This is a genomic window from Pseudomonas anuradhapurensis (assembly GCF_014269225.2).
GTDB classification, from domain to species: Bacteria; Pseudomonadota; Gammaproteobacteria; order Pseudomonadales; family Pseudomonadaceae; genus Aquipseudomonas; species Aquipseudomonas anuradhapurensis.
The window spans coordinates 2,910,387-2,935,734 of record NZ_CP077097.1 but is presented as its reverse complement, the minus strand read 5'-3'; the positions used below and the strand labels follow the sequence as shown (position 1 = coordinate 2,935,734).

Sequence of the window (25,348 nt, the reverse complement as noted above, 5' to 3'; positions counted from 1 at the left end):
GTCGCGAAAGGGGCGCGCCGCGGCCCCCTATTGCAGCTTCGCCGCGATGATCACTGGGGCCGCTTTGCGGCCCTTTCGCGACACGAGGCCGCTCCTACAAGGGGCGCGGGCTGCTTGCCCGGCGATCAGAAGCGGTAATTGAAGCTGGCTTCCAATGTACGCGGTGCGCCTGGGGTGATCAGGTCCACCGAGCCGTGCGCAGAGGCGTAGTAGTCGCGGTCGAACACGTTCTTCAGGCGCAGCGCGGCGTCCCACTGCGGCACGCTGTACAGCAGCGCGGCGTCGAAGGTGGTGTAGCCCGGCATCACTACCACGTTATCGAGTGCGGTGTAGCGCTCGTCGACGTAATTGGCACCGGCGGCCACGCGCCACTGCGGGGTCAAGGTACGCACCAGCCAGACGTTGGCGCTGTTACGCGGCGTCAGGGTAGGGGTCTGGCCTTCGTTGGCCACGCCATTGGTCTTGCTGTTGGATTTGCTGATTTCGGCGTCCAGATAGGCATAGCCGGCATAGATCTGCCACTTGTCACTCAGCTGGCCGCTGACGGTGGCTTCGAAGCCGTCGGTGCGCTGTTCGCCTGCCAGCACGGTGAGGTTGGGGTTGGCCGGGTCGGCGGTCTTCATGTTGGTGCGCTCGAGGCGGAACAGCGCTGCTGTCAACGACAGGCGGCTGTCGAGCAGGTCCCACTTGGCGCCGATTTCGTAGTTGGTGGTTTGTTCCGGCTCAAGGTGCTGGTTGCTTGGGCTGACCGCGAACACCTCGCCCGAGGGCTGGTAGCTGCGGCTGACCGAAACGTAGTAGGACTGGATGGCATCCGGCTGGTAGACCAGGCCAGCGCGAGGGCTCCAGGTCTTGTCGGTGCGGTCGAGGTCGACATTCTGCGCGCGGTCGTCGTCGTATTCCTGGCCAAAGATGTCATAACGCACACCGACCAGCGCTTTCCAGTGTTCATTCAGCTCGATCAGGTCCTGCACGTACAGGCCAGTGGTCTGCTGCCAGTTGGTGCCCTTCGACGACAGGTTGGCGGCGTGTTCCGGCACCGCTACCAGGGCGTCTCGGTACACCGGCACCTGGACCACGTTGTTCTGGCTCAGCACCCGCTGGTGCTTGTCCTGGAAGCCCACCTCCACGCCATACAGCAGGTTGTGCTGCATCCCGGCCAGCTGCGCCTGTTGCTTGAGCTCGGTCTGGTTGAACAGGCCGTACTCGTCGCGGGCGACATTGCCGCGGTTGAGCTTGACCAGCAGCTCGCCATCGGGCGCAGTGACGAAGCGCTTCGGGCTGCTGTCGGCGAGGGTGTTGTTGCGGTCCAGGTCGTAGCGGTAGTAACGGCTGGTGTTGGTCAGGGTAAAGTCGTCGTTGATGCGGTAATCAAGGCTTGCGGTCAGCGAGAACACTTCACTGCGTGCATAGTCCTGGTCGGCATCGCCGGAACCGAAGCGCTTGTCACGGTGCACATCCACCGGGCGGTTGCCCAGGGCCGGGATGCCGAAGTCGATCAGGCGCTTGTCGTACAGGTAGGTGGCGCCCAGGTTCAGTTCCAGGTCGTCGGAAAGGCGGAAATACGCCGATGGCGCGATGGCCTTGCGGTCGATGTAGCCATCATCGCGGAAGGTGTCGCTGTCTTCGAAGGCACCGGTCACGCGGTAGGCCTGGTTGCCCTGCGGGTCGGCCCAGCCACTGTCGAACTGGGTGCGGCGCTTGCCTTCGCTGTCGAAGCTCATGCCCACTTCGCGCTTGGGTGTGAAGCTGGGTTTCTTGCTGATGCTGTTGATCAGGCCACCGGAAGAACCACGGCCATACAGCACGGCGGCAGGGCCCTTGATTACCTCGACCCGCTCGATGTTGGACAGGTCGCGGAAGTACAGCGCATCGTCGCGCACACCGTCGATGTACATGTCGCCAATGGCGCTGAAGCCACGGATGGTCACCTGATCGCGCTGGCCATCGCCGTTGGACAGGCCGACGCCAGGCACGTTCTTCAGTACGTCTTGCATCGACTGGGCGCCCTGGTCCTTGATCACGCTTTCCGGCACGACGTTGACGGTTTGCGGGATGTCGCGCAGCGGCGCGTCGATCTTCAAGGCGCTGCGGCTTTCACTGGCCTTGTAGCTCTGCTGCTCATAGGCGCTGGTGACGGCGGTGGCGGGCAGGGCGAGGGAACCCTGCGACTCAGGTTGAGCTGCATGAGCAGCAGGCATGACCAGCAGGCCGAGCATGGAAAGCGAAGCCGGGGCAACAGACTTTTTTGCCATTACAGGTGACTCGTTGTTGTATTCGAGGTTGCGAATACTAACGATTCTCAAATGTAAAGCAAGTGTAAAGAATTCGCATTTGCTATTGCGACGGCCTGCCTGGTTGCACGCTGGCTGAACCTGTCGCCAGGGGCTGGCCCGGCAAGCCAACCGGGAACGGCTATGCTTGTCAGCGCGTGAGCATCACGCGCAATCGTCCGGTCTTGATTACAGGGAAGCAGGCCTATGAATCCAATTCGCTCCATCGCTCGTGCTGTCGCCCTTGCCACGCTGGCCTGCGCTGCCAGTTTCACGGTGCAGGCTGCCGGTATTCCCATCGGCAGCGAGGCGCTGGAAAGCCACGTCACCACGCAAGTCACGGCCATCGACCTGGGCAAGCGCCAGGTCACGGTGAAAGGTCCCGATGCGAAGAAGGATGTGACCTTCCAGCTCACGGAAAAGGCCAAGGCACTGCACAACCTCAAGGTGGGTGACCAGGTCGACATCTATGTCACCCGCGCGGTGGCCTATGTGTTGAATCCCGAAGTAGGCGGGGCGCCAAAGGCGACTGACGAGTCCGGTACCATCCGCGCCACGGCGGACAACCCCAACCCTGGTGGCGAGGCATTCCGCCAGGTCAAGATCACCTCGCAGATCAAGAAGATCGACCTCGACAAGCATGAGGTCAGCTTGCTGCCACCGGAAGGCAAGCTGCAGGTGGTCAAGGTCGAGAACCCGGACCTGCAGGCACGCATGAAGAACCTCGAGGTCGGGCAGACCGTCGACGCGATCTACACCGAAGTGCTGCGCGTCGAAACCTCACGCTGATCTCAACCAGCGCCGACCTCGGCTGCTGCCGGGGTCAGGCTTCGGCTGGCCCGGGCCTGTATCCGCCGCGAGGCCTTGCAGGCGGGAGGGTGTTGTTGAAACAGCCGTAGCACCCAATCAGGGCGGGTCTTGCTGGCATCGTTGAGCCAGTTGGCGACCGAGTCCTGGGCATATTTCTCGGGTTCGGCCAGCAGTGGCACCAGCATCGGCTCGGCCACCTCCGGCTGTTGCTTGAGTGCGGCAATGTGTTCGCACCAGACCCCGCGGGGGCGCAGGATCTCGATGCAAAACCGCCGCACCAGCGGGTCGGCATCGCCAACATGGCGGCCGAGCAGGAGCAAAGCGGCGTCAAGGTTCTGCGCCAGGCGCGGGCGCAGGGCAATCCAGGCCCACTCGCGTACACCGAAGTGTTCATCACGAGCGAAGCGCAACTGCGCCTGCAGGGCCTCTTCCAGGGGCAGCGAGCGGGACAGGTGCGCCTGGGCAAATGCCGCCCAGCTGCGCACGGTATCGGACGGGTGTGTGCAGCATCGCTCGAACGCCTGTTGGCGCCAGGGCGCGGCAGCCTGCTCCAGCCATTGCCCCAGCGCCAGGCCAATGGCTGCGACCTTTTTCGACAGGCCCAGCGCCTGGGCCAGTTCGGCGCTGGCGGTCAACTGCTCCAGCAGTGCCTCGGGAAGCTGGCCGGCCAGGGCGTGGGCGAGGGCCGCCTGGTCTACCGCCAGGCATTCGGCCAGGTTGCGGGTGGGCAACTGGCCAAGGTCGATCAGGGTCTTGCGTTGCTCCTGCAACATGTTCCACCTCCATGTGGTCGGCCAAGGTACGACAGTACCCTCAGGCATGCATGCTACGAATAGTGCGCGTGCAGGGTTTTGATTTCCATCACTTCGGCGGGTTGTACGATCATGGCCGTCATCGACACGCTGAAGGAGAGCGGCCATGTTCAGTAAATCCATGCTCCTGCTGGCACTGCCGGTGGTGATGGCGTTGCTTGCCGGTGCCGTGTTGCCGTTTCAGGCTGCAGGCAATGCCGCCGTTGGACGCGCACTGGGGCACTGGTTGTGGGCGGCGTTCACTTCGTTGACAGTGAGCTCGCTGGTGGTAATTGCTGCATTGCTATTGCTCAGGGTGCCGGCACCGGACCTGGGCAAGGCCCTGCAGGGGCCGTGGTGGCTGTGGATCGGAGGGGTACTGGGGGCCCTCTACGTGGCCGCCGCGGCAGCGCTGACGCCCAGGCTTGGCGCTGCGGGGTTTCTGGTGTTGGTGGTGGCTGGGCAAATCATCACGGCAGTGCTGGTCGACCATTTCGCCGTGATGGGCCTGGGCGGCAAGCCACTCAACCTGACCAGGCTGGCAGGCCTGGTGCTGATCCTGGTGGGGGTGGTGCTGGTGCAAGGCAATTGGGCGGCGGGTTCACTGCCCGGCACCGCTGTGATCACGAAGCCGCCGCAGGGCTGATCAGTGCTCCGGCTGGCTGCAGGCCCGCACGGTCTCGCGCAGCCAGCGGTGTCCCGGGTCGCTGTCCTTGCGAATATGCCAAGCCTGCTGGTAATCGAACGGGGCGATAGTCAAAGGAGGCTCGAACTGACGCAGCGTCGGGTGCTGCTGCAGGGGCCCTGCCGCCCGCCGCGCTACGGTAAGGATCAAGTCGGTGCCGGGCAGCACGTCGATGGCCGCGCTCCAGTGGGGCAATGCCAGGGCAATGCGACGGCGCAGCCCTAGCGCGGCAAGCGCACGCTCGATCTCATCGAAGGCATCGGGGCGCATGGCCATCAACACGTGCGGGCGGGCCAGCCAATCCTCCAGGGCCAGGCCGCCGTCGACGGGCAGTACCTGGCAATCGGCAACGCTGATGAAGTCCTCGGCAAACAGCGCCTGGGTGGTGATTTGTTCGGGTGGGTCGGGGAACAAGCCCAGGGCCAGGTCCAGTTCGCCGTCAAGCAACTGCGCCAGCATGGTTTCGCGGCTGGCCTGGCTGATGGCCAGGTCCACGCCAGGGGCGACCCGGCGCAGATGGCGGACCAGCGGCGGCAGGACAATCCGTGAAGCGTAATCCGACAGCGACAGACGGAAGCGGCGCTGGGCCTTGGCCGGTTCGAAAACCGGCGTGGCCAGCAGGCCGTTGAGGGCGTTCAAGGCGTCCTGCAGCGGGCTGGCCAGCGATTCGGCACGCGGGGTCAGGACCATGCGGCCGTTCTGGCGCATCAGCAAAGGGTCGTCGAAATGCTTGCGCAACTGCGCCAGCGCGTGGCTGACCGCAGGTTGGCTACGGTGCAGTCGCAGGGCTGCGCGCGTGACGTGCTTTTCGCTCAGCAAAGCATGCAGGGCCAAGAGCAGGTTGAGGTCGATTCTACGCAGTTCATCCATCTTGTGAATGGTCTCGATCCGATACGACGGTTGTGATCAGCTTAACAAATACCCGTTGAAGCGATGCCGCTGCGTCATGTTGCCTTTTCCTACTGGTGTATCCGCAGCTGACGTGAAGGTCGAATTCGCCAAGCCAGCGTATCCCTGCCCGCCAAGGCAACCGATACAGCAGAGAATTTTGGATTGAACTCTATGTATTTCAATCGGTTACGATGATTTATTGAAGTAAAACAGAAGATATCCAGGCGGTAGGTGACTGCTTGGCGGATAAGAATCTGGCCACTTGGTGCTTGGTGCGGGCGCTGCCATCGTGGTACCCGGACGTGGCAGCAGGCACTTAGCTGATGCGGGCTACTGCGCGCCTCGACACCGCGCCCTGGTGGCCTTCAAAACCTGGCTGGAAGCCCGCTTCGAGGCTGGCGCCTCCTGGCGCACCAGACGCGGTTCTTGTGGGAGCGGCCTTGTGTCGCGATGGGCCGCAAAGCGGTCCCAGGAATCGGGGGTTTTGCCGCACATTCTCGGGGCCGCTTTGCGGCCCATCGCGACACAATGCATCTCCTTCAAAGCGTTAAGTTCATTTGCTAACTTATTGATAAAAAAGACTAACGTCGTGCTACAGCATGCTGCACACACTGCTCGTAGTAAGTCTGCCTGATCGCCGCCGGCTTGAGCCGCGAGCGGCTGTTGTAGGTCTGCTCGGTAATTCCGAAGGCGGTCATGCGCATCCACGGTTTGGCGAACTTGCGTACCTGCAGCTTCTTGCGAGTGGCATACAGCGTTACCCCGGAAAGCTTGGCCTGCTGGGCCTCGGCGGCGATCTGCGCGCCCCAGTCGCAAGTGTGGCGATCGTTCTGGCTCAATGCCCGTGCCTGGGCGCCGAAAGCGAGCGTAGCCAGCAGGCAGCCGGCCATCGTTGCTAGAATTGCGCGCATGTTGCTGTCCTAAACGTCTGACGAAACAGGGAGTTTGCCTTCGCTGCAGAACGCCGGGGGCCAGCAATTTGCCGTCAGTTACAAACGCCGCGTCGCCACCGGTGGCGAGGTCGAGAAATACCGCACCGTATGTATGTGATCGTACAACTGCTTGCGCTATGATGACGGCTGTCTTTCTAGGTGAAATACAGCGTAATGACAGAGCAGCAGGTACAGCCAAGGACCCGGCGCAAGCCGCGCAGCCTGGCGCAGGAACTGGTCACGGTGCTGACCGAGCGGATTCGCAGCGGCCAGCTCAAGCGTGGCGACAAGTTGCCGACCGAATCGCAGATCATGGCCGAAGAGGGCGTCAGCCGCACCGTAGTGCGGGAGGCAATCTCGCGGCTGCAGGCCGCCGGGCAGGTCGAGACCCGTCACGGTATCGGCACCTTTGTCCTGGATGCGCCAGCCACCGGTGGCTTCCGCATCGACCCGGCGACTGTCGTCACATTGCGCGAAGTGCTGGCGGTGCTCGAGTTGCGCATTGCCCTGGAGATCGAGTCGGCAGGCCTGGCAGCACAGCGCCGCAGCGATGAACAGCTGGCCGGTATGCGTGCGGCACTGGATGAAATCAACGAAGGGGCAGCCCACGCCAGTGATGCGGTATCTGCCGACTTCCAGTTTCACCTGCGCATCGCCCAGGCCAGCGGCAACCACTACTTTGCCGACATCATCAACCACCTGGGCACCAGCATCATTCCGCGTACCCGGCTGAATTCGGCGCGGCTGGCGCATGATGACCAGGCACATTACATGAGCCGCTTGATGCATGAGCACGAGGCGATCTACGAAGCCATCGCCCGGGGTGACAGCGAAGGGGCCAAGATGGCCATGCGCATGCACCTGAGCAATAGCCGTGAGCGTTTGCGCCAGGCTCATGCCGAGGCCGAGGCCCAGGGGGCCTGAACCCCTGGCTGGCAGCGCCGGCCTGTTCGCCGGCAAGCCGAAAGAAAAGCCCCGCCATGCGCGGGGCTTCGTTGTTTTGGGCAACCGGTCAGATCGGCCCTTCACGCCATTGGCCATTCACCAGCCGACGTAGCCCCAGCGGGTTGTCATCGCGCAGTGCTGCGGGCAACAGCGCCTGCGGGTAGTTCTGGTAACACACCGGGCGCAGGAAACGGTCGATCGCCAGGGTGCCGACCGAGGTGCCGCGGGCATCCGAGGTTGCCGGGTACGGCCCGCCATGCACCATTGCCTCACATACCTCGACACCGGTCGGGTAGCCGTTCACCAGAATCCGCCCGACCTTTTCTTCCAGCAGTGGCACCAGCCAGGCAAAGGCCTCGAAGTCCTCGGGCTCGCCGATCAGCGTTGCGGTCAGTTGCCCACGCAGGCCGAGCAAGGCGCTGCGCAATTGCGCGTTGTCCTGCACTTCGACGGCCACGGTGGCAGGGCCGAACACTTCTTCCTGCAGCAACGGGTCGGATTCGATCAGCAAGCGGGCATCGGCCTTGAACAGCTGCGCACGGGCCTGGCTGCCTGCCTGAGCCTGGCCGGCCAGGTGCTGGATACCGGCGTGGGCCTGCAAATGCTCCAGGCCAGCAACGTAGCTGCGCAAGCCTGCGGCGTTGAGCATGGTCTGGCCGGCTTGTTGAGCCAGGTGGTGGCCAAGCTCGGCCAGCAACTGGCTGTACTGCGGCGACTGCAGGCCGATCACCAGGCCCGGGTTGGTGCAGAACTGGCCAGCGCCGAGGCAGACCGAACCCGCCAGTTCGCGGGCAATCGAATCACCACGCTTCGCCAGGGCGCCGGGCAGGATGATCACCGGGTTGATACTGGACATTTCAGCGAACACCGGGATTGGCTGCGGGCGTTCGGCGGCCATGCGGCACAGCGCGTCACCGCCTTTCAGCGAGCCGGTAAAGCCAACTGCCTGGATCGCCGGGTGCTTGACCAGCCACTCGCCGACGCCGCCACCGAAGACCATGTTGAATACCCCCTTGGGCATCCCGGTGCGCTCGGCGGCGCGCTGGATGGCGCAGGCCACCAGGTCGGCCGTGGCCATGTGGCCGCTGTGGGCCTTGAACACCACCGGGCAACCGGCAGCCAGGGCGGCGGCGGTGTCGCCCCCGGCGGTGGAGAAGGCCAGCGGGAAGTTGCTGGCGCCGAACACCGCAACCGGGCCGACGCCGATGCGCATCTGGCGCAGGTCTGCGCGTGGCAACGGCTGGCGCTCTGGCAGGGCGAGGTCGATGCGCGCCCCAAGGAAATCACCGCGGCGCAATACCTGGGCGAACAGGCGCATCTGGCCACTGGTACGGCCGCGCTCGCCGTGGATACGTGCGGCGGGCAGGGCGGTTTCGCGGCAAACGATGCTGACGAAGGCGTCGTCCAGCTCATCCAGTTCGGCGGCAATGGCGTCGAGGAACTCGGCGCGCCGCGTCGGGGCCAACTGGCGGAATTCGGCAAAGGCCGCCGCGGCAGCCTTGGCAGCCTGGTCCACTTCGCCTTCGGTAGCCTGGAAGAAATTGTATGGCAGCGCCTCGCCAGTGCTGGCGTCCAGGCTCTGCAGGCGCTGTTGGCCCGCGGCGCTGCGCTGGCCGGCGATGAAGTTGTGGCCGAGGATTTCAGGCATGGGGTGCTCCTGTGGGCTTTAGGGGAAAAGTGGAACGCATTCGGGGCGCAGCCCTGCTGGAGCGGGTTTATCCCGCGAACAACCCAACGCGATGGATGGCACCGGCTGTGCCGGTGATCGCGGGTGATCCCGCTCCTACAGGGGGGGTGAACTAGCGGACGTCCGGGCAACCTCGGGGGCATCAGGTAATCGGTGCCGGGTTGAACAGGGTGATGTCGTTATGCAGGCGGTGCTGCTCGGCCCAGGTCCGCTTGCGGCCGCTGGCCACGTCCAGGTAGTAGTGGAACAGCTCCCAGCCCAGCTCTTCGATGGTCGCGCGGCCGCTGGCGATGCGCCCGGCATCGATGTCGATCAGGTCGGGCCAGCGCTGGGCCAGCTCGCTGCGGGTGCAGACCTTGACCACCGGCGCCATGGCCAGGCCATAGGGGGTGCCGCGGCCAGTGGTGAACACGTGCAGGTTCATGCCAGCGGCCAGCTGCAGGGTGCCGCAGACAAAGTCGCTGGCCGGGGTGGCGCAGAAGATCAGGCCTTTGCGCTTGACCCGCTCGCCCGGGCCAAGCACGCCCTGGATGGCACCGCTGCCGGACTTGACGATCGAGCCCAGGGCCTTCTCGACGATGTTCGACAGGCCGCCTTTCTTGTTGCCTGGCGTGGTGTTGGCGCTGCGGTCGGCGGCACCCTGTTGCAGATAACGGTCGTACCAGTCCATCTCGCGGACGAGCGCATCGGCAACTTCCTGGTCTTGCGCGCGCGAAGTCAGCATGTAGATCGCATCGCGCACTTCGGTCACCTCCGAGAACAGCACGGTGGCACCGGCGCGAACCAGCAGGTCGGCAGCGTAGCCCAGCGCCGGGTTGGCGGTAATGCCGGAAAAGGCATCGCTGCCCCCGCACTGCATGCCCAGGATCAGTTCGCTGGCCGGTACGCTTTCGCGGCGGCGCTGGTCGAGTTTCTTCAGGCGGGTTTCGGCCAGCTGCATGATCTGTTCGATCATCTCCACAAAGCCCAGGCTGGCGTCCTGCAGGCGGTACAGCCAGGGCTCGCTGAGGTCGACCGAGGGGTCGTCGGCGTGCATCACCTGGTCGGCCTGCAGCTTTTCGCAACCCAGGCTGATGACCAGGGCCTCGCCGCCGAGGTTGGGGTTGCGCGCCAGGTTGCGCACGGTGCGGATCGGGATGTAGGCATCGCGCGCGTTGATCGCCACGCCGCAGCCGTAGCTGTGGGTGATGGCGACCACATCATCGACGTTCGGGTAGCTGGGCAGCAGCTCGCTGCGAATGCGCTTGACGGCGTGCTCCAGTACCCCGGCCACGCACTGCACGGTGGTGGTGATGCCCAGAATGTTGCGAGTGCCGACGCTGCCGTCGGCATTGCGGTAGCCTTGGAAGCTGAAGCCTTCGAGCGGCGGCAGCGGCTGCGGCACAGCATCGCAGCGGGGCAGGCTGTCCAGCGCCGGGGCCGCCGGCATGGCCAGCTGGCTCTCCTGTACCCAGCTGCCCTGGCGCAGGTCCTCCAGTGCGTAGCCGATGATCTGCCCATAGCGGCGCACGGGCTCGCCCTTGGCAATGGCCACGGTGGCCACCTTGTGGCTTTGTGGCACGCCTTCGACCAGGGTCAGGCCATCGGCGAAGCGGGCACCTTCGCCCAGGCCGCCGGCATTGACCACCACCACGACGTTGTCGTCATCGTGCAGGCGGACGTAGCGGGGCGAGTCGGAATGTTCGATCAACTGCATGTTCGGGCCCTACTTGTCAGGTTCTCAGGCGTTTGTCCATCCGCCTGCGCCGGGGGGCCGGCACAGGCGTGCTCAGTCAGTGCTGCGAGCTGGCCAGTTCGCCGCTGGCGACTGGCCCGGCGTCAGGCTTTGGCGGTTCGCGCAGCTCGATGCGCTTGATCGGGCCGACGATGACCAGGTAGCTGAACACCGCCACCAAGGCATTGGCGCCCACATACACCAGTGCCCACTTGAACGAGCCGGTGGCGCTGATGATGTAGCCGATGACGATCGGGGTGGTGATCGAGGCGATGTTGCCGAAGGTATTGAACAGGCCGCCTGAAAGCCCGGCGATCTGCTTGGGCGACGTGTCGGCGACTACCGCCCAGCCCAGTGCGCCGATGCCTTTGCCGAAGAACGCCAGGGTCATGAAGCCGACCACCATCCATTCGCTGTCGACGTAGTTGCAGAACACCATGCTGGTCGACAGCAGCAGCCCGCAGACGATCGGCAGCTTGCGCGAGAAGGTCAGCGAGTTGCCGCGGCGCAGCAGCCAGTCGGAAATCACCCCGCCGAGCACGCCGCCGATGAAACCGCAGATTGCCGGCAACGAGGCGATGAAGCCGGCCTTGAGGATGGTCATGCCGCGCTCCTGTACCAGGTACACCGGGAACCAGGTTAGGAAGAAGTAGGTGATGGCGTTGATGCAGTATTGGCCCAGGTACACCCCCAGCAGCATGCGGCTGGTCAGCAGTTGCCTGATGTAGCCCCATTTCGGGCCGTCGCTGCCGCGTTTCTGGTCCATGTCCACCAGGCCGCCATTTCGCTCTATGTGCTCGAGTTCGGCCGGGCTGATGCGCGGATGCTGGCGCGGGTTGTAGATGGTCTTCAGCCAGACCATGGAGAACACGATGCCCAGTACGCCCATGACGATGAACACGTGCTCCCAGCCGAAGCGGAACACGATCCAGCCCATCAGCGGTGCGAACAGGGCAGTGGCAAAGTATTGCGCCGAGTTGAAGATGGCCGAGGCGGTGCCGCGTTCCTGGGTCGGGAACCAGGCGGCGACGATGCGGGCATTCCCCGGGAACGACGGGGCTTCGGCAAAACCGACCAGGAAGCGCAGGGTGAACAGCGTGACCACCGCCCAGGCCACCGGCAGGCCACCGACAAAGCCCTGCAGCAAGGTGAACAACGACCAGGTGAAGATGCTGAAGGCGTAGACGTTCTTGGAACCGAAGCGATCGAGCAGCCAGCCGCCGGGAATCTGCCCGGCCACATAGGCCCAGCCGAAGGCGGAGAATATATAACCCAGGGTGACGGCATCGATGCCGAGGTCTTTCTGCAGGCTGGAACCTGCGATGGCAATGGTGGCGCGGTCGGCGTAGTTGATCGTGGTCACCAGAAACAGCATGAACAGGATCAGGTAGCGCACATGCGTCTTTTTGCTCGCTTGCATGCTGGCAATACTCCCACTAGTTATTTTTGTGCGGGCTCATCAAGGATAACCGGAGTGGCTGGCCACTCCGGGCGCGGCGTCGGGCAGGCCGCGGGCAGTGCCTACTGCGGGCCCATCTTGTCCATCAGCGCAGCGAGCTGCTGGTACTCGTCGGCAGTCAGGTCGGTCAGCGGGGTACGCACCGGGCCTGCATCGTAACCGGCAATCCTGGCACCGGCCTTGACGATACTGACGGCGTAACCGGCCTTGCGGTTGCGGATGTCCAGGTAGGGCAGGAAGAAGTCGTCGATCAGCTTGGCCACGGTGGCCTGGTCGTCACGGGCAATGGCGTTGTAGAAGGCCATGGCGGTCTTCGGCACGAAGTTGAACACGGCGGAGGAGTACACCGGCACGCCCAGGGCCTTGTAGGCAGCCGCATAGACCTCGGCGGTCGGCAGGCCACCCAGGTAGCTGAAGCGCTCGCCCAGGCGGCGACGGATCGACACCATCAGCTCGATGTCGCCCAGGCCGTCCTTGTAGCCGATCAGGTTCGGGCAGCGTTCGGCGAGCTTTTCCAGCAGGTCGGCGTTCAGCCGGCAGACGTTGCGGTTGTACACCACTACGCCGATGTTCACCGCTTTGCACACTGCCTCGACGTGGGCGGCAACGCCTTCCTGGCTGGCTTCGGTCAGGTAGTGCGGCAACAGCAACAGGCCCTTGGCACCCAGCCGCTCGGCTTCCTGGGCGTACTCGATGGCCTGGCGGGTGGCACCACCAACGCCGGCGAGGATCGGTACCGAGGTGGCGCAGGTGTCGACTGCGGTCTTGATCACCTGGCTGTACTCGCTGGCGGCCAGGGAGAAGAACTCACCGGTGCCGCCGGCGGCGAACAGGGCGCTGGCGCCGTAGGGAGCGAGCCATTCCAGGCGCTTCATGTAGCCCGCCGGGTTGAAGTCGCCCTGGGCATTGAAGTCGGTGACCGGGAAGGACAGCAGGCCGTGGGAGAGGATGGATTTCAGTTCTTGTGGGGTCATTGTTGTAGGCATCCTGTGGCGCTTGGGGGTGAAGGGTGTTGTTCTGCGCTGGAGGTAAGTTATCGTACAACTAGTGCGATGACTAGTGCCTTTTGGGAATTTTTTGCGGGGATGGCAGGGGGATGGCAGGACGGATTGGTTTTAGATGTGTGTGGTTGCGTAAATCGAGCGCCGCCCGCGCGGCGCATCGCGGATGAAATCCGCTCCCACATTTGTTGCAACGTGCCGAACCTGTTACGCCATGGTTGCCAGCCTTGGCGCATGACTTGAGCCTTGCATACCGGCTGACAACCATGGCCTGTCAGGCATGGCCACGTTGCAACAAATGTAGGAGCGGATTTCATCCGCGATGCGCCGCGCGGGCGGCGCTCGATCTCCCAGGCGCAGAAGATCCAACGACAACCGCTCGGCAGTCATCATATCTCTTAAGAAAAAAAGGAAAAAAGATCGCGGAGACAGGCACAAGCCCGCCGCCCGCTTCCACGGGAAGTGTTCTGGGACCAGCAGAGGGTGACCGGGGAAACGGGGGCGACCTTGCGCCGCCCCGCGATCAAAGCGCAGTGAAACGAAGGTCAGGCAGCCTGCTGGCGCTTGATCTGCGCCTTGCGTACCTGGGCCCGGCAAGCATCGCCGAAGGCCTGGAAGATCTTGATCGAGTCCGGGTTGCTCGCCGCTTGCCACTCTGGATGCCACTGCACGGCGAACAGGAACGGCGAGAGGCTCGGGGCGTGAATCGCCTCGACCAGGCCGTCTTCGGCATGGGCGATGGCCTCGATGCCGGCGCCGAGCTTGCGCAGGCCCTGGCCATGCAGCGAGTTGACGCGAATTTCGTCGGTACCCAGTGTGTCACGCAGCCAGCTGCCAGGCTCGATCTTCACGCCGTGCACCTGGGCGTATTGCACCTCGACCGGGTCTTCCGGGTTTTCCCGATGGTCGTTGAAGCCAGGCTCGGCGTAGACCTTCTGGTAGATGTCGCCACCCAGGGCCACGTTGATTTCCTGCATGCCCCGGCAGATGCCGAAGATCGGCAGGCCGCGCTTGATCGCTGCCTTTACCAGGGGGATGTCGAACAGGTCGCGGTGCTTGTCCTGGCCTTTGCCGGGGGTCTGGTTTTCCTGGCCGTACAGGGCCGGGTCGATGTTGCTGCCAGCGCCGGTCAGGTACACGCCGTCGGCCATGTCCAGGTAGGTTTCGAGGTCATCGATGCCGCAGCAGGTGGGGACCAGTACCGGTACGCAATCGGCGAATTCGACCAGCGGAGTGATGTATTTATGGGTCATGACCTGGTAGTCATGGCCTTTGCGCTCTTGGCTGCCCATGGTCATCAGGACGACGGGTTTGCGCAGGGAAGGTTGCTTGTTGCCAATGTTGCTGTTGGACATATGTCACCTTGGGACAGGTTCGGCCTGTCGTTGTTGTGCAGGTGCACGGCGCGTAGCCTTGGGTGCAGCCTGTAGCCCCGAGCACTGCCGGCTCGTCAGAGGCGACGATTCCGGTCGGGGCTTGTAGATAGCTTGCCAGAGCCGTTCGATATGTCAAACGACGGAACAGGGCTTGTTGCCAGGGAATGCGCCGGTTTTTGGGGGCTGAAACCGATGCGGGCCTGTGCCGGCGTGGGTTTGGCGGGGGTTAAGGTCAATAATATTTAACGATGCAGTCGGGTCTTTGCAGCGGTGCAATGAAGGCCCGGTAGAGTCGCTCACGCCGTCGCTGACGCGGAACCTGTGTAGCAGCGCCTTGTGTCGCGAAGGGCTGCAACGCAGCCCCGGCAATTTGTATTTCTGCGCTGAAAATCCTGGGGCTGCCATGCAGCCCTTTCGCGACACAAGGCCGCTCCTACACAGGTATCGCGCCAGCTTGCATGATTTTCAATCAGTGCAGTATCTGCGCCAGAAACCCTTTGGCCCGCTCGGTACGCGGCTGGTTGAAGAACACCTGCGGCGGGCTGTCCTCGATGATCTGCCCGCCCTCGAGGAACAGCACGCGCTCGGCGACCTGCCGGGCAAAGCCCATTTCATGGGTGACGCAGAGCATGGTCATTCCGGTACCGGCCAGTTGCACCAGCACGTCCAGCACCTCGGCGACCATCTCCGGGTCCAGTGCCGAGGTGGGCTCGTCGAACAGCATGATACGGGGCTTCATGCACAGCGCCCGGGCGATCGCCACCCGCTGCTGCTGGCCACCGGACAGCTGGCTGGGATACTTGTGCGCCTGGCTTTCGATACCGACCTTGCTCAGGTACATGCGTGCGCGCTCTTCGGCATCCTTGCGCGACAACCCGCGCACGCTGGTGGGGGCCAGCAGGCAGTTGTCCAGCACGCTCATGTGCGGGAACAGGTTGAAGTGCTGGAACACCATGCCGATATCGCTGCGCACCCGCGCCGCTTCGCGGCTGCTGGCAGCCAGGTCGATGCCGTCCACCTTGATGCTGCCCTGCTGGGCCACTTCCAGGCGGTTGATGCAACGGATCAGCGTCGATTTGCCCGAGCCGGAAGGCCCGCAAAGCACGATGCGTTCGCCTTCGCGCACCTGCAGGTTGATGTCGCGCAGTACATGGAAGGCACCGTAGTGCTTGTTAAGGCCCTCGATGCGGATCAGCACCGGGCGTGGGTCGGGTTCGGGGGCAAGGCTGGCAAGGCTCAGTGGTGCGGTCATCTTTGTTGTTCTCCCGCGTGGGTTCAGTCGAAACGGGTCGCGCTATAGGGCGCGGGGTCGGTGAAGGGGCGTTCGCCGGTGACCAGTTCGGCCAGCAGGCGGCCGCTGACCGGGCCCAGGGTGAGGCCATGGTGGGCATGGCCGAAGTTGAACCACAGCCCTGGGTGGCGCGGAGCCGGGCCGATCACCGGGCGCATGTCGGGCAGGCAGGGGCGGCGGCCCAGCCATGGGCTGTCGTCCAGGCGCTCGCCCAGCGCCGGGAACAGTTTGCGGGCCAGGGCTTCGCAGCGGCCCAGCTGGATCTGGTTGCCCGGTGCGCTGCTGGCTGCGAACTCGATGCCGGTGGTCAGGCGCACGCCGCGGGCCATGGGCGCCAGCACGTAGCCGCCCTGGGTATCGCAGATGGAGTGCTCCAGCTGCGCGCCGTCACGGGTGCTGTAGTGCATGTGGTAGCCACGCTTGATCGCCAATGGGATTTCATAGCCCAGGCCGCTGAACAGATCGGCGGACTGTGGGCCGAGGCAGGCCACCACTTCATCGGCGGTGATCGGGCCGCGGCGGCTGTCGACCTGCCATTGGCCATCGAGCTGGCGCAGGCTGCGTGCATCGCCGTGCAGGAACTGCCCGCCGCGTTGCAGGAACAGGCTGGCATAGCCACGGGTGAGGGCGCCAGGGTTGTTCACGGTCTTGGGGTCGAGCCAATGGATGCCACCGACCACGGTGGCGTCCAGTTGCTGTTCGCGGGCCTGCAGCTGCCCGCATTCGAGGATTTCGAACTGCAGGCCATAGCGGCTCAGGCCTATGGCGTCGGCCTTGGCCTGCGCGAACAGCGCCGGGTCACGGAACACTTCGATCCAGCCTTTGGCCTGCACCAGGCCTTCCAGGCCGGCGGCAGCGATCAGCGCATCGTGTTCCTCGACGCAACGTTGCACCAGCGGCAGCATGTCGGCGGCAGCCCCGGCCAGGCGCCCAGGGGCCGACTGGCGCCAGTAACGCCATAGCCACGGGGCCGCCTTGGGCAGGTGCAGCAGGCTGTAGCGCACATCGGGCTGGCGGTTCAGGCCGTAGCGCAGCAGCGCGCCCAGTTGCCGCGGGAAGGCGTAGGGGATGACGCTGGAGCGCTCGATCAGCCCGGCATTGCCGTGGCTGGTGCCGCTGCCCGGTTCGTCGCGGTCGATCAGGATCACCTGGCGCCCGCGGGCCTGCAGGTGCAGCGCAGTGCTGACGCCGACGATGCCGGCGCCGAGGACAAGGGTCTGGCAATGCATTGGAACGTATCCTTCGGTCAATTCAGGTGGCGGCCCAGGCGGGCTTCCAGGTGCTTCAACAGGCGCCGCACCAGTTCGACGATCAGCAGGTAGAGCACGGCGGCCCACAGGTAGATCTGGAAGTCGAAACTGCGCGAGAAGGCCAGCTTGGTCACGCCCATCAGGTCGTAGATGGTCACCAGCGAGGCAATCGCGCTGGCCTTGATCATCAGGATCAGTTCGTTGCCCAGCGGGCCGATGGCCACCAACAGCGACTGCGGCAGGATCACCTTGAAAAAGGTGGTCGAGCGCTTCAGGTTCAGGGCCCGCGCTGCTTCATGCTGGCCAGGAGCCACGGCCATCAGGCTGCCGCGGAAGATCTCGGCCTGGTAGGCGGCAGTATTCAGGGTGAATGCCAGCAGGGTGCAGAACCACGCCTCGCGGAAGAACCACCACAGGCCGACGTCCTGCCAGAAGCCCTTGAGCGAGCCCAGGCCGTAATACAGCAGGAACAGCTGGGCCAGCAGCGGCGAGCCGCGGAAGAAGTACACGTAGCCTGCAGCCACGCGTTGCAGCAGCAGGCTGCGCGACATGCGCGCCAGGGCCAGCAGCAAGCCCAGCAGGGCACCCAGGCTGAAGGAAATCGCCACAAGTTTGGCGGTCACCAGCAGGCCATCGAGGAAACGCGGGCCGTAGCGCTCCAGCAGGTTGGGGTCGACCACCAACGCCAGCAGTTGTTCGAGGCTCATGCGCGTGCTCCTTGCAGGTGGCGGTTGCTGCGCCGTTCGATGAAGGCGAACACGCGTCCGGAGAGGGCGGCGAACAGCAGGTAGCCCAGGCAGGCGACGCCATAGAAGAACATTGGTTCCTTGGTCACGCTGACTGCCAGGTTGGTCTGGCGCATCAGGTCGACCAGCGAGATGGTGGAAACCAGTGAGGTGTCCTTGAGCAGCGACAGCCAGTTGTTGGACAGGCCGGGCAGGGCGATACGGGTCAGTTGCGGCAGCAGCACCTTGAAGAAACCCGTGCGTTTGCTCAGGCCCAGCGCCGAGCACGCTTCCAGCTGGCCCTTGGGCAAGGTCTTGAAGGCGGCCAGCCAGATTTCGCTGGAAAAGGCGGCGAACACCAGGCTGAAGGCGATCATCGCGGCAAGGAAGGTGTTGATCAGGAACTCACCCGGATAACCCATGGCGGCGAGGATCTTCTGCGCCGCGATCTGGCAGCCGTAATAGATGATCAGCAGCGTCAGCAGTTCGGGCAGGCCACGGAACACGGTGGAGAAGGTGGTGGCCCAGAGCCGAGGCAGGCGCTTGCGCGAGCGTGCCGCGAGGGCGACCAGCAGGCCCAGCGGCAGGCCGACGGGCAGGCAGGCCAGGGCCAGGGACAGGGTGACCAGGGCGCCGGCCAGCAGCGCCTGGCCCCAGCCTCCGCTGGCGAAGGACAGCAAGGACAATTGATCGAGCATGACAAACCCCTAGGATGGGCAACGCGGACTCTTTGCAGGAGCGGCCTGGTGTCGCGAAAGGGCTGCGCAGCAGCCCCAGGATCTATGCCGTGGCAGGGAGTGCCGGGGCCGCCTTGCGGCCCTGTCGCGACGCAAGGCCGCTCCTACAGATTGCGCAGTTTCCTGAAGATCAGTTGTAGATATCGAAAGCGAAGTACTTGCTGGCGATCTTCTGGTAGGTGCCGTTGGCCACGATCTGTTGCAGCGCAGTATTCAGGCGCTGGCGCAGGGCCTCGTCGTCCTTGCGCACGGCAATCGCGGCGTCGGCCTTGGTGTTGGCCACGTCGCCGAGGATCTTGCAGCAGTCCCCGCCGTTCTTGGTCATCCACTCCTGCAGCGGGAACTTGTCGGCGATCACGCCGTCCAGGCGGCCAGCGGCGAGGTCGGCGTTGGCTTCGTCCATGGTCGGGTACAGCTTCACGTCGGCGCCTGCCTTGGCATAGACGTCTTCGGCGTAGATGGCCTGGGTCGACGACGACTGCGCGCCCACGGTATAGCCGTCGAAGTTGGTCTGGGCGTCGCTGATCTTGCTGTCCTTGGCCACGGCGACGGTCAGCGGTGTGCGGTAGTAGTGGTCGGTGAAGGCGATCTTCTTGCGCCGCTCCTCGGTGTTGATCATCGAGGCCACCACCGCGTCGTACTTGCGTGCCATCAGGGCGGGGATGATGCCTTCCCAGTCCTGGGCCACCAGCGTGCATTCGACTTTCATCTGCTCGCACAGGGCGTGGGTGATGTCGACATCGAAGCCATGCAACTGGTTATTGGCGTCGACGTAATTGAAGGGCGGGTAGGCGCCCTCGGTGGCGAAGCGCAGGGTTTCGGCACTGGCGGCGCCCGACAGCAGCAGGGCGCACGCACCCACCAAGGCCATGGTCTTGTTCATCTCGCACCTCTTGCACTCTTGCTATTGTTGTTTTCCCGCCGACCACGAGGTGTAGCCGACGAATTCGTTATGTAGAGCGGCAGTTGCTTCCAAGCGTTTTTCAACATCCGGCCCGAGCTTCTTGCAGACCTCGTTGACCATCAGGTGCACCCACGACAGCATGGTCGAGGTGGATTCCCAGAACAGGTTGAATTCGGTGGGGATGCGGAACACCTCGTCGGCATTGGCATCGGCCCAGTCACAGAAGGTGTCGGTCACCAGGGTGACCGCAATGCCGGCCTCGCGCGCCTTCTGGCACAACAGCAGGGCATGGCGGGAATAGCGGCGTGCCTCGAATACCACCAGGGCGCTGTCCTCGGCGCGGCCCAGCAACACGTCGCCGAAGTGGCCGGCGCCGAGATCGACCAGTTGCACGCCATCGCGCAGGTACTGCAGCAGATGGCTCATGCACATGGCGATGCCGCGCTCGGTCTGGAAACCGGCAATGAACACCCGCTGCTTGCTCGCCAGGCGTTGCGCGACGGCGTGCCAGGCGCTGCCCTGGCGATACTCGTGCACACGCACCAGGGCGGCGATTTCCAGCTCCAGGCTGCCAGCGTTGTCGCCGGCGTCCTGATTCTGGCGGTAATCTTGCAGGCGGTCGCCCACCAGCCACGGGCCGTCACCCAGGTCGTTCTGCAGGTTTTGCTTGAGCGCCTTGAGATGGGCATAACCCAGTGAGCGGCAGAAGCGGCCAACGCTGGATTCGCTGACGCCCAGCTTGGCAGCGATGCTGGCCGAGGTCTGGAACGGCAGTTCATGCAGGTTGGCGAGCATGTAGGTGGCGATCTTGCGGCCGGAAGCTGCGGCCCCTTCGAGGCTGTGTTCCAGGCGTTGCTTGATCATTTGGCTCATGCTGCGGCTCCAGGGGTGAGGCTTGTGGAAGAAAATGAATGTTTTCTGTCATCAAGTCAACAATTGACAGATAGCTGTCACATGCAGGAAAGTTTTTGTCGTTGCACGCTGTAGCCATTCCAATTCCAATAAAGGAGCTTCAGATGTCCGCACCTTCCACCAGCACTGTCGTGCGCGTGCCTTTCACCGAGCTCCAGGCCTTGTTGCAGGCTATTTTCCAGCGCCATGGTTGCAGCGATGGCGTGGCCCGTGTATTGGCTCACAATTGCGCCAGCGCCCAGCGCGATGGTGCCCACAGCCATGGGGTGTTCCGCATGCCTGGCTATGTCTCGACGCTGGCCAGTGGCTGGGTCGACGGCCAGGCCACGCCGCAGGTAAGCGACGTGGCGGCTGGCTATGTGCGTGTCGATGCCGCAGGCGGCTTTGCCCAGCCGGCACTGGCGGCAGCCCGTGGCCTACTGGTGGCCAAGGCGCGCAACGCTGGCATCGCGGTACTGGCGATTCACAACTCGCACCACTTCGCCGCGCTGTGGCCAGACGTGGAACCTTTCGCCGAGGAAGGCCTGGTGGCCCTGAGCGTGGTCAACAGCATGACCTGCGTGGTGCCGCATGGTGCGCGCAAGCCGCTGTTTGGCACCAACCCCATCGCCTTTGCCGCGCCCTGTGCCGAACACGACCCGATCGTCTTCGACATGGCCACCAGTGCCATGGCCCACGGTGACGTGCAGATTGCCGCGCGCGCCGGCCAGCAGTTGCCTGAAGGCATGGGCGTGGATGCCAATGGCGAGCCGACCACCGACCCCAAGGCAATCCTGGAAGGTGGCGCCTTGCTGCCGTTTGGCGGGCACAAGGGCTCGGCGCTGTCGATGATGGTCGAGTTGCTGGCGGCGGCGCTGACCGGCGGGCACTTTTCGTGGGAGTTCGACTGGTCGGGGCATCCGGGCGCGAAAACACCATGGACCGGGCAGCTGATCATCGTCATCGACCCGAGCAAGGCCGAGGGCGAGCGCTTTGCCCAGCGCAGCCGCGAACTGGTGGAGCAGATGCAGGCGGCAGGGCTGACCCGTATGCCCGGTGAACGGCGCTACCGCGAGCGCGAAGTGGCCGAGGAGGAGGGGGTGGCGCTGACCGAACAAGAGTTGCAGGGCTTGAAAGCGCTGCTTGGCTGACCCGGCCTCTTCGCGGGCACGCCCGCTCCCACAGGGATATCACCGTCCTCGCAGTACCAGTGGGGGCGGGCTTGCCCGCGAAGAATTCGCCACTGCCCCGAGCCATGCATCGTTGCATGGACAACCTTGCACAATAGTTGATGTTCCTGACCGTGCACTCCGGGTATGCTCAGGGCTGACTTTTCGTACTGTCCTGATCCAAGGAGCTGCACGCTGTGTTCAAACATGTCGATGCCTATGCCGGCGACCCGATCCTCTCGCTGATGGAAACCTTCAAGGCCGACCCGCGCGCCGACAAGGTCAACCTGAGTATCGGCCTGTACTACGATGAGGCCGGCGTGGTGCCGCAACTGGCGGCTGTGGATGCGGTGGAAAAACGCATCGCCGGCCAGGACCATGAAGCTTCGCTGTACCTGCCGATGGAAGGTCTGGCCAGCTACCGCCAGGCCATCCAGGCGCTGCTGTTCGGGGCCGATCACCCGGCCGTGACCGCTGGCCGGGTGGCCACCGTGCAGACCGTGGGCGGTTCCGGTGCGCTGAAAGTCGGTGCCGACTTCCTCAAGCGTTACTTCCCGCAATCCGAAGTCTGGGTCAGCAACCCGACCTGGGACAACCACCGCGCCATTTTCGAAGGCGCCGGTTTCAAGGTGCACACCTACCCGTACTTCGACCAGGCCAGCCGTGGCGTGGACTTCGACGGCATGCTGGCCACCTTGCAAACCCTGCCGGCCAACAGCGTGGTGCTGCTGCACCCGTGCTGCCACAACCCGACCGGGGCTGACCTGGACCAGCAGCAGTGGCAGCAAGTGGTCGAAGTGGTCAAGGCGCGCCAGCTGATCCCGTTCCTCGACATCGCCTACCAGGGCTTCGCCGAAGGCCTGGTGGAGGATGCCTATGCCATCCGCGAAATGGCCCGCGCCGGCGTACCGTGCCTGGTCAGCAACTCGTTCTCGAAAATTTTCTCGCTTTATGGCGAGCGCGTCGGTGGCCTGTCGGTGGTCTGCGACGACGAGGCCACCGCCCAGAGCGTGCTCGGCCAGCTCAAGGCCACCGTGCGCCGCAACTACTCCAGCCCGCCCAACTTCGGTGCCCAGCTGGTCGCTGGCGTGCTCGGCGATGCCGGCCTGAATGCCCAGTGGGCGGCGGAAGTCGAAGTGATGCGCAAGCGCATCCTCGACATGCGCCAGGCGCTGGTCGATGCCCTGGCAGTGCTGCTGCCAGGCCAGGACTTCCAGTTCTTCCTGCGTCAGCGCGGCATGTTCAGCTACACCGGCTTCAGCGTCGAGCAGGTACGCCGCCTGCGTGACGAGTTCGGGGTGTACCTGATCGACAGCGGCCGCGTGTGCATGTCCGGCCTGCGCCCGGCCAACCTGCAACGGGTTGCCGAAGCCTTCGCTGCGGTCCAGAAGTAACCCTTCTCCCAGGACGACGCGCCCTTGTAGGAGCGGCCTCGTGTCGCGATAGGGGCGCACAGCGCCCCACATTTTGCAGCTTCGCCGCAAATATTGCCGGGGCCGCGTCGCGGCCCATCGCGACGCAAGGCCGCTCCTGCACAATCCCCTCCAGCCTGTAGGCACAACCCGCTTGTAAAGACAAGTGCAACCGTCCCTCGGATAGGGCTTCGCAAGTGCAACCTTTCCGTGCACAATCGCGCCCCTCTTTCCCGGTTGAGTTGGGCGGAACGTCTAGTCCGCCATTCTCAGCCTGTTGCAGTCTTGCGAGTGGAGCTTCACCCGGAATGAATGAGCAGGCCCCGAGCGTTGAACAACGCTTTGCAGAATCGACCCCCGCCACCCTCGGCAGCTGGTCGCGTCACGACACCACCTGGATGCTGGGCCTGTTCGGCACAGCCATCGGCGCCGGAACCCTGTTCCTGCCGATCAACGCGGGCCTCGGCGGCTTCTGGCCGCTGCTGATCCTGGCCGCGCTGGCCTTCCCGATGACTTATTTTGCCCACCGCGGGCTGACCCGCTTCGTCCTCTCGGGGCGCGCGGGTGGCGACATCACCGAGGTGGTCAAGGAGCACTTCGGCGCCTCCGCCGGTGGCGCGATCACCGTGCTGTACTTCTTCGCGATCTTCCCGATCCTGCTTATCTATAGCGTGGCGCTGACCAACACCGTGGCCAGCTTCATGGAGCACCAGCTGCACCTGGAGCCGCCGCCGCGGGCCATCCTGTCGTTCGTGCTGATCCTCGGCCTGCTGGCCATCGTGCGCTGCGGCGAGCAGGCCACGGTGAAGGTCATGAGCCTGCTGGTCTACCCGTTCATCGTCGCCCTGGGGCTGCTGGGCCTGTACCTGGTCCCGCACTGGACCGGCGGCATCCTCGATGGCGCCCACCAAGTACCGCCGGCATCGGCGTTCCTGCATACCGTGTGGCTGGCGATTCCGGTGATGGTGTTCTCGTTCAACCACTCGCCGATCATCTCGGCCTTTGCCGTTGACCAGAAACGCCGCTACGGTGAGCACGCCGATGAGCGCAGCGGCCAGATCCTGCGGCGCGCACACCTGTTGATGGTGCTGATGGTGCTGTTCTTCGTGTTCAGCTGCGTGCTCACCCTGAACAGCGCCCAGCTGGCCGAGGCCAAGGCACAGAACCTGTCGATCCTGTCATACCTGGCCAACCACTTCAGCAACCCGACCATCGCCTTCGCCGCGCCGCTGATTGCCTTCGTGGCCATCGCCAAGTCCTTCCTCGGCCACTACATCGGTGCCAGCGAAGGCCTCAAGGGCATCATCAGCAAGACTGGCGCACGCCCGGGGGCCAAGGCCCTGGACCGTGTGGTAGCCGCGCTGATGCTGGTGGTGTGCTGGATCGTGGCCACCCTCAACCCGAGCATCCTCGGCATGATCGAGTCGCTGGGCGGCCCGATCATCGCGGTGCTGCTGTTCCTGATGCCGATGTATGCCATCCGCCGGGTACCGTCGATGCGCAAGTACAGCGGTGCGGCGTCCAACCTGTTCGTCGTGGTGGTCGGCCTGGTTGCGCTGACCTCGGTGGTGTACGGCCTGGTGAGCTGATGCACTGCAGTCGATGAAGCATGCCCGGGGCGTTTGTCGCTACCCGGGCATTTTTTTGTCCACAAGTTTTGTCAGGCAATAGAACAATTTCACCTGCCCCATAGGCACCCGACCGCCTTCATGCTTAACTCAGTGTCCTTTTCAAACCCCCGCATAAGGAATTCGTCATGGCTCAAGTGACTCTCAAAGGCAACCCGGTTCAGGTCAACGGCAACCTGCCACAGGCCGGCGCCCAGGCTCCGGCCTTCTCCCTGGTCGGTGAAGGCCTGGCCGACAAGTCGCTGCAGGACTACGCCGGCAAGCGCAAGGTGCTGAACATTTTCCCTAGCGTCGATACCCCGACCTGCGCCACTTCCGTGCGCAAGTTCAACGCCCAGGCCAACAAACTGGACAACACCGTGGTGCTGTGCATTTCCGCCGACCTGCCGTTCGCCCAGGCCCGCTTCTGCGGCGCCGAGGGCCTGGACAACGTGAAGAACCTGTCGACCCTGCGTGGCCGCGAGTTCCTCGACAACTACGGCGTTGCCATCGCCGACGGCCCGCTGGCCGGCCTGGCTGCCCGCGCCGTGGTGGTGCTGGACGAGAACGACAAGGTGCTGCACAGCGAGCTGGTTGGCGAAATCGCTGATGAGCCGAACTACGACGCAGCTCTGGCTGTGCTGAAGTAAGGGTTGTTGGGGTAGGTCGGCTGAGTCCTGTACCGGCCTCTTCGCGGGTAAACCCGCTCCCACAGGTACGGCACAGGTTTCAAAAGCTGTGATATCCCTGTGGGAGCGGGTTTACCCGCGAAGGGGCCGGCATAGGCAACCGAAACCT

The 25,348-nt window shown here is 64.2% G+C and carries 22 protein-coding genes; 7 read left to right on the top strand and 15 right to left on the bottom strand.

The window, feature by feature from the left end:
* Window positions 1-125 precede the first annotated feature (125 nt).
* Window positions 126-2,255 carry a TonB-dependent receptor gene (locus tag HU763_RS13560; RefSeq protein WP_186685618.1) on the bottom strand — a complete coding sequence of 710 codons (2,130 nt, stop codon included), beginning with the start codon at window positions 2,253-2,255 and terminating at the stop codon, window positions 126-128.
* Between the two features lie 225 nt (window positions 2,256-2,480).
* Here HU763_RS13560 and HU763_RS13555 point away from each other — a divergent pair, with 225 nt between their 5' ends.
* Entirely contained in the window at window positions 2,481-3,062 is a 582-nt protein-coding gene (locus HU763_RS13555; protein WP_186685620.1) for a hypothetical protein, read from the top strand.
* 2 nt (window positions 3,063-3,064) lie between these two features.
* Here the strand turns inward: HU763_RS13555 and HU763_RS13550 are convergent, their stop codons facing one another.
* Entirely contained in the window at window positions 3,065-3,856 is a 792-nt protein-coding gene (locus tag HU763_RS13550; protein ID WP_420831018.1) for a hypothetical protein, read from the bottom strand.
* Between the two features lie 145 nt (window positions 3,857-4,001).
* Here HU763_RS13550 and HU763_RS13545 point away from each other — a divergent pair, with 145 nt between their 5' ends.
* Complete coding sequence (locus HU763_RS13545; RefSeq protein ID WP_186685621.1) at window positions 4,002-4,520, top strand: DMT family transporter; 519 nt, start codon at window positions 4,002-4,004, stop codon at window positions 4,518-4,520.
* Here HU763_RS13545 and HU763_RS13540 read toward each other — a convergent pair whose 3' ends face one another.
* Together HU763_RS13540 and HU763_RS13535 are read right to left on the bottom strand one after the other, a co-directional pair.
* Entirely contained in the window at window positions 4,521-5,429 is a 909-nt protein-coding gene (locus HU763_RS13540) for a LysR family transcriptional regulator (RefSeq protein WP_186685623.1), read from the bottom strand.
* 602 nt (window positions 5,430-6,031) lie between these two features.
* Window positions 6,032-6,361, bottom strand: a complete 330-nt coding sequence (locus HU763_RS13535; protein ID WP_186685625.1) for a hypothetical protein — start codon at window positions 6,359-6,361, stop codon at window positions 6,032-6,034.
* Between the two features lie 195 nt (window positions 6,362-6,556).
* Between HU763_RS13535 and HU763_RS13530 the strand changes: the two genes are divergently transcribed.
* Window positions 6,557-7,306, top strand: a complete 750-nt coding sequence (locus tag HU763_RS13530; RefSeq protein ID WP_170030254.1) for a FadR/GntR family transcriptional regulator — start codon at window positions 6,557-6,559, stop codon at window positions 7,304-7,306.
* An 88-nt stretch (window positions 7,307-7,394) separates the two neighbouring features.
* On the opposite strand, the gene HU763_RS13525 is transcribed toward HU763_RS13530, so the two are convergent.
* The 11 genes from HU763_RS13525 to HU763_RS13475 form a co-directional block, all read right to left on the bottom strand.
* Window positions 7,395-8,975 carry an aldehyde dehydrogenase (NADP(+)) gene (locus HU763_RS13525; RefSeq protein WP_186685627.1) on the bottom strand — a complete coding sequence of 527 codons (1,581 nt, stop codon included), beginning with the start codon at window positions 8,973-8,975 and terminating at the stop codon, window positions 7,395-7,397.
* Window positions 8,976-9,156: 181 nt separating this feature from the next.
* On the bottom strand, window positions 9,157-10,710 hold the full coding sequence (garD, locus tag HU763_RS13520) for a galactarate dehydratase (RefSeq protein ID WP_186685629.1): 1,554 nt from the start codon (window positions 10,708-10,710) through the stop codon (window positions 9,157-9,159).
* Between the two features lie 76 nt (window positions 10,711-10,786).
* Entirely contained in the window at window positions 10,787-12,148 is a 1,362-nt protein-coding gene (locus HU763_RS13515; RefSeq protein ID WP_170030251.1) for an MFS transporter, read from the bottom strand.
* Window positions 12,149-12,249: 101 nt separating this feature from the next.
* A complete protein-coding gene (kdgD, locus tag HU763_RS13510; protein WP_186685631.1) occupies window positions 12,250-13,161 on the bottom strand; it encodes a 5-dehydro-4-deoxyglucarate dehydratase in 912 nt (303 codons plus the stop codon).
* A 572-nt stretch (window positions 13,162-13,733) separates the two neighbouring features.
* Window positions 13,734-14,543, bottom strand: coding sequence for a gamma-glutamyl-gamma-aminobutyrate hydrolase family protein (locus tag HU763_RS13505; protein ID WP_170030249.1), 810 nt, complete (start codon window positions 14,541-14,543; stop codon window positions 13,734-13,736).
* A 490-nt stretch (window positions 14,544-15,033) separates the two neighbouring features.
* On the bottom strand, window positions 15,034-15,816 hold the full coding sequence (locus HU763_RS13500; RefSeq protein ID WP_186685633.1) for an amino acid ABC transporter ATP-binding protein: 783 nt from the start codon (window positions 15,814-15,816) through the stop codon (window positions 15,034-15,036).
* A 23-nt stretch (window positions 15,817-15,839) separates the two neighbouring features.
* A complete protein-coding gene (locus tag HU763_RS13495; protein ID WP_170030247.1) occupies window positions 15,840-17,084 on the bottom strand; it encodes an NAD(P)/FAD-dependent oxidoreductase in 1,245 nt (414 codons plus the stop codon).
* A 17-nt stretch (window positions 17,085-17,101) separates the two neighbouring features.
* Entirely contained in the window at window positions 17,102-17,812 is a 711-nt protein-coding gene (locus HU763_RS13490; RefSeq protein ID WP_170030246.1) for an ABC transporter permease, read from the bottom strand.
* Window positions 17,809-18,528 (bottom strand): ABC transporter permease, encoded by a 720-nt coding sequence (locus HU763_RS13485; RefSeq protein ID WP_170030245.1) that lies wholly within the window; start codon window positions 18,526-18,528, stop codon window positions 17,809-17,811. Before HU763_RS13485 ends, HU763_RS13490 begins: the two co-directional genes overlap by 4 nt.
* 169 nt (window positions 18,529-18,697) lie before the next feature.
* Window positions 18,698-19,450, bottom strand: coding sequence for a transporter substrate-binding domain-containing protein (locus tag HU763_RS13480; RefSeq protein WP_170030244.1), 753 nt, complete (start codon window positions 19,448-19,450; stop codon window positions 18,698-18,700).
* A gap of 21 nt (window positions 19,451-19,471) precedes the next feature.
* Entirely contained in the window at window positions 19,472-20,344 is an 873-nt protein-coding gene (locus tag HU763_RS13475) for a MurR/RpiR family transcriptional regulator (RefSeq protein ID WP_186685635.1), read from the bottom strand.
* A gap of 143 nt (window positions 20,345-20,487) precedes the next feature.
* Between HU763_RS13475 and HU763_RS13470 the strand changes: the two genes are divergently transcribed.
* The 4 genes from HU763_RS13470 to tpx all read left to right on the top strand — a co-directional run bounded on the left by HU763_RS13470 (window position 20,488) and on the right by tpx (window position 25,200).
* Window positions 20,488-21,513 (top strand): Ldh family oxidoreductase, encoded by a 1,026-nt coding sequence (locus HU763_RS13470; RefSeq protein WP_186685637.1) that lies wholly within the window; start codon window positions 20,488-20,490, stop codon window positions 21,511-21,513.
* 215 nt (window positions 21,514-21,728) lie between these two features.
* Window positions 21,729-22,925 (top strand): amino acid aminotransferase, encoded by a 1,197-nt coding sequence (locus tag HU763_RS13465; protein ID WP_186685639.1) that lies wholly within the window; start codon window positions 21,729-21,731, stop codon window positions 22,923-22,925.
* Window positions 22,926-23,251: 326 nt separating this feature from the next.
* Entirely contained in the window at window positions 23,252-24,532 is a 1,281-nt protein-coding gene (locus HU763_RS13460; RefSeq protein ID WP_170030240.1) for a serine/threonine transporter, read from the top strand.
* A gap of 167 nt (window positions 24,533-24,699) precedes the next feature.
* Window positions 24,700-25,200 (top strand): thiol peroxidase, encoded by a 501-nt coding sequence (gene tpx / locus HU763_RS13455; protein WP_170030239.1) that lies wholly within the window; start codon window positions 24,700-24,702, stop codon window positions 25,198-25,200.
* Window positions 25,201-25,348 lie beyond the last annotated feature (148 nt).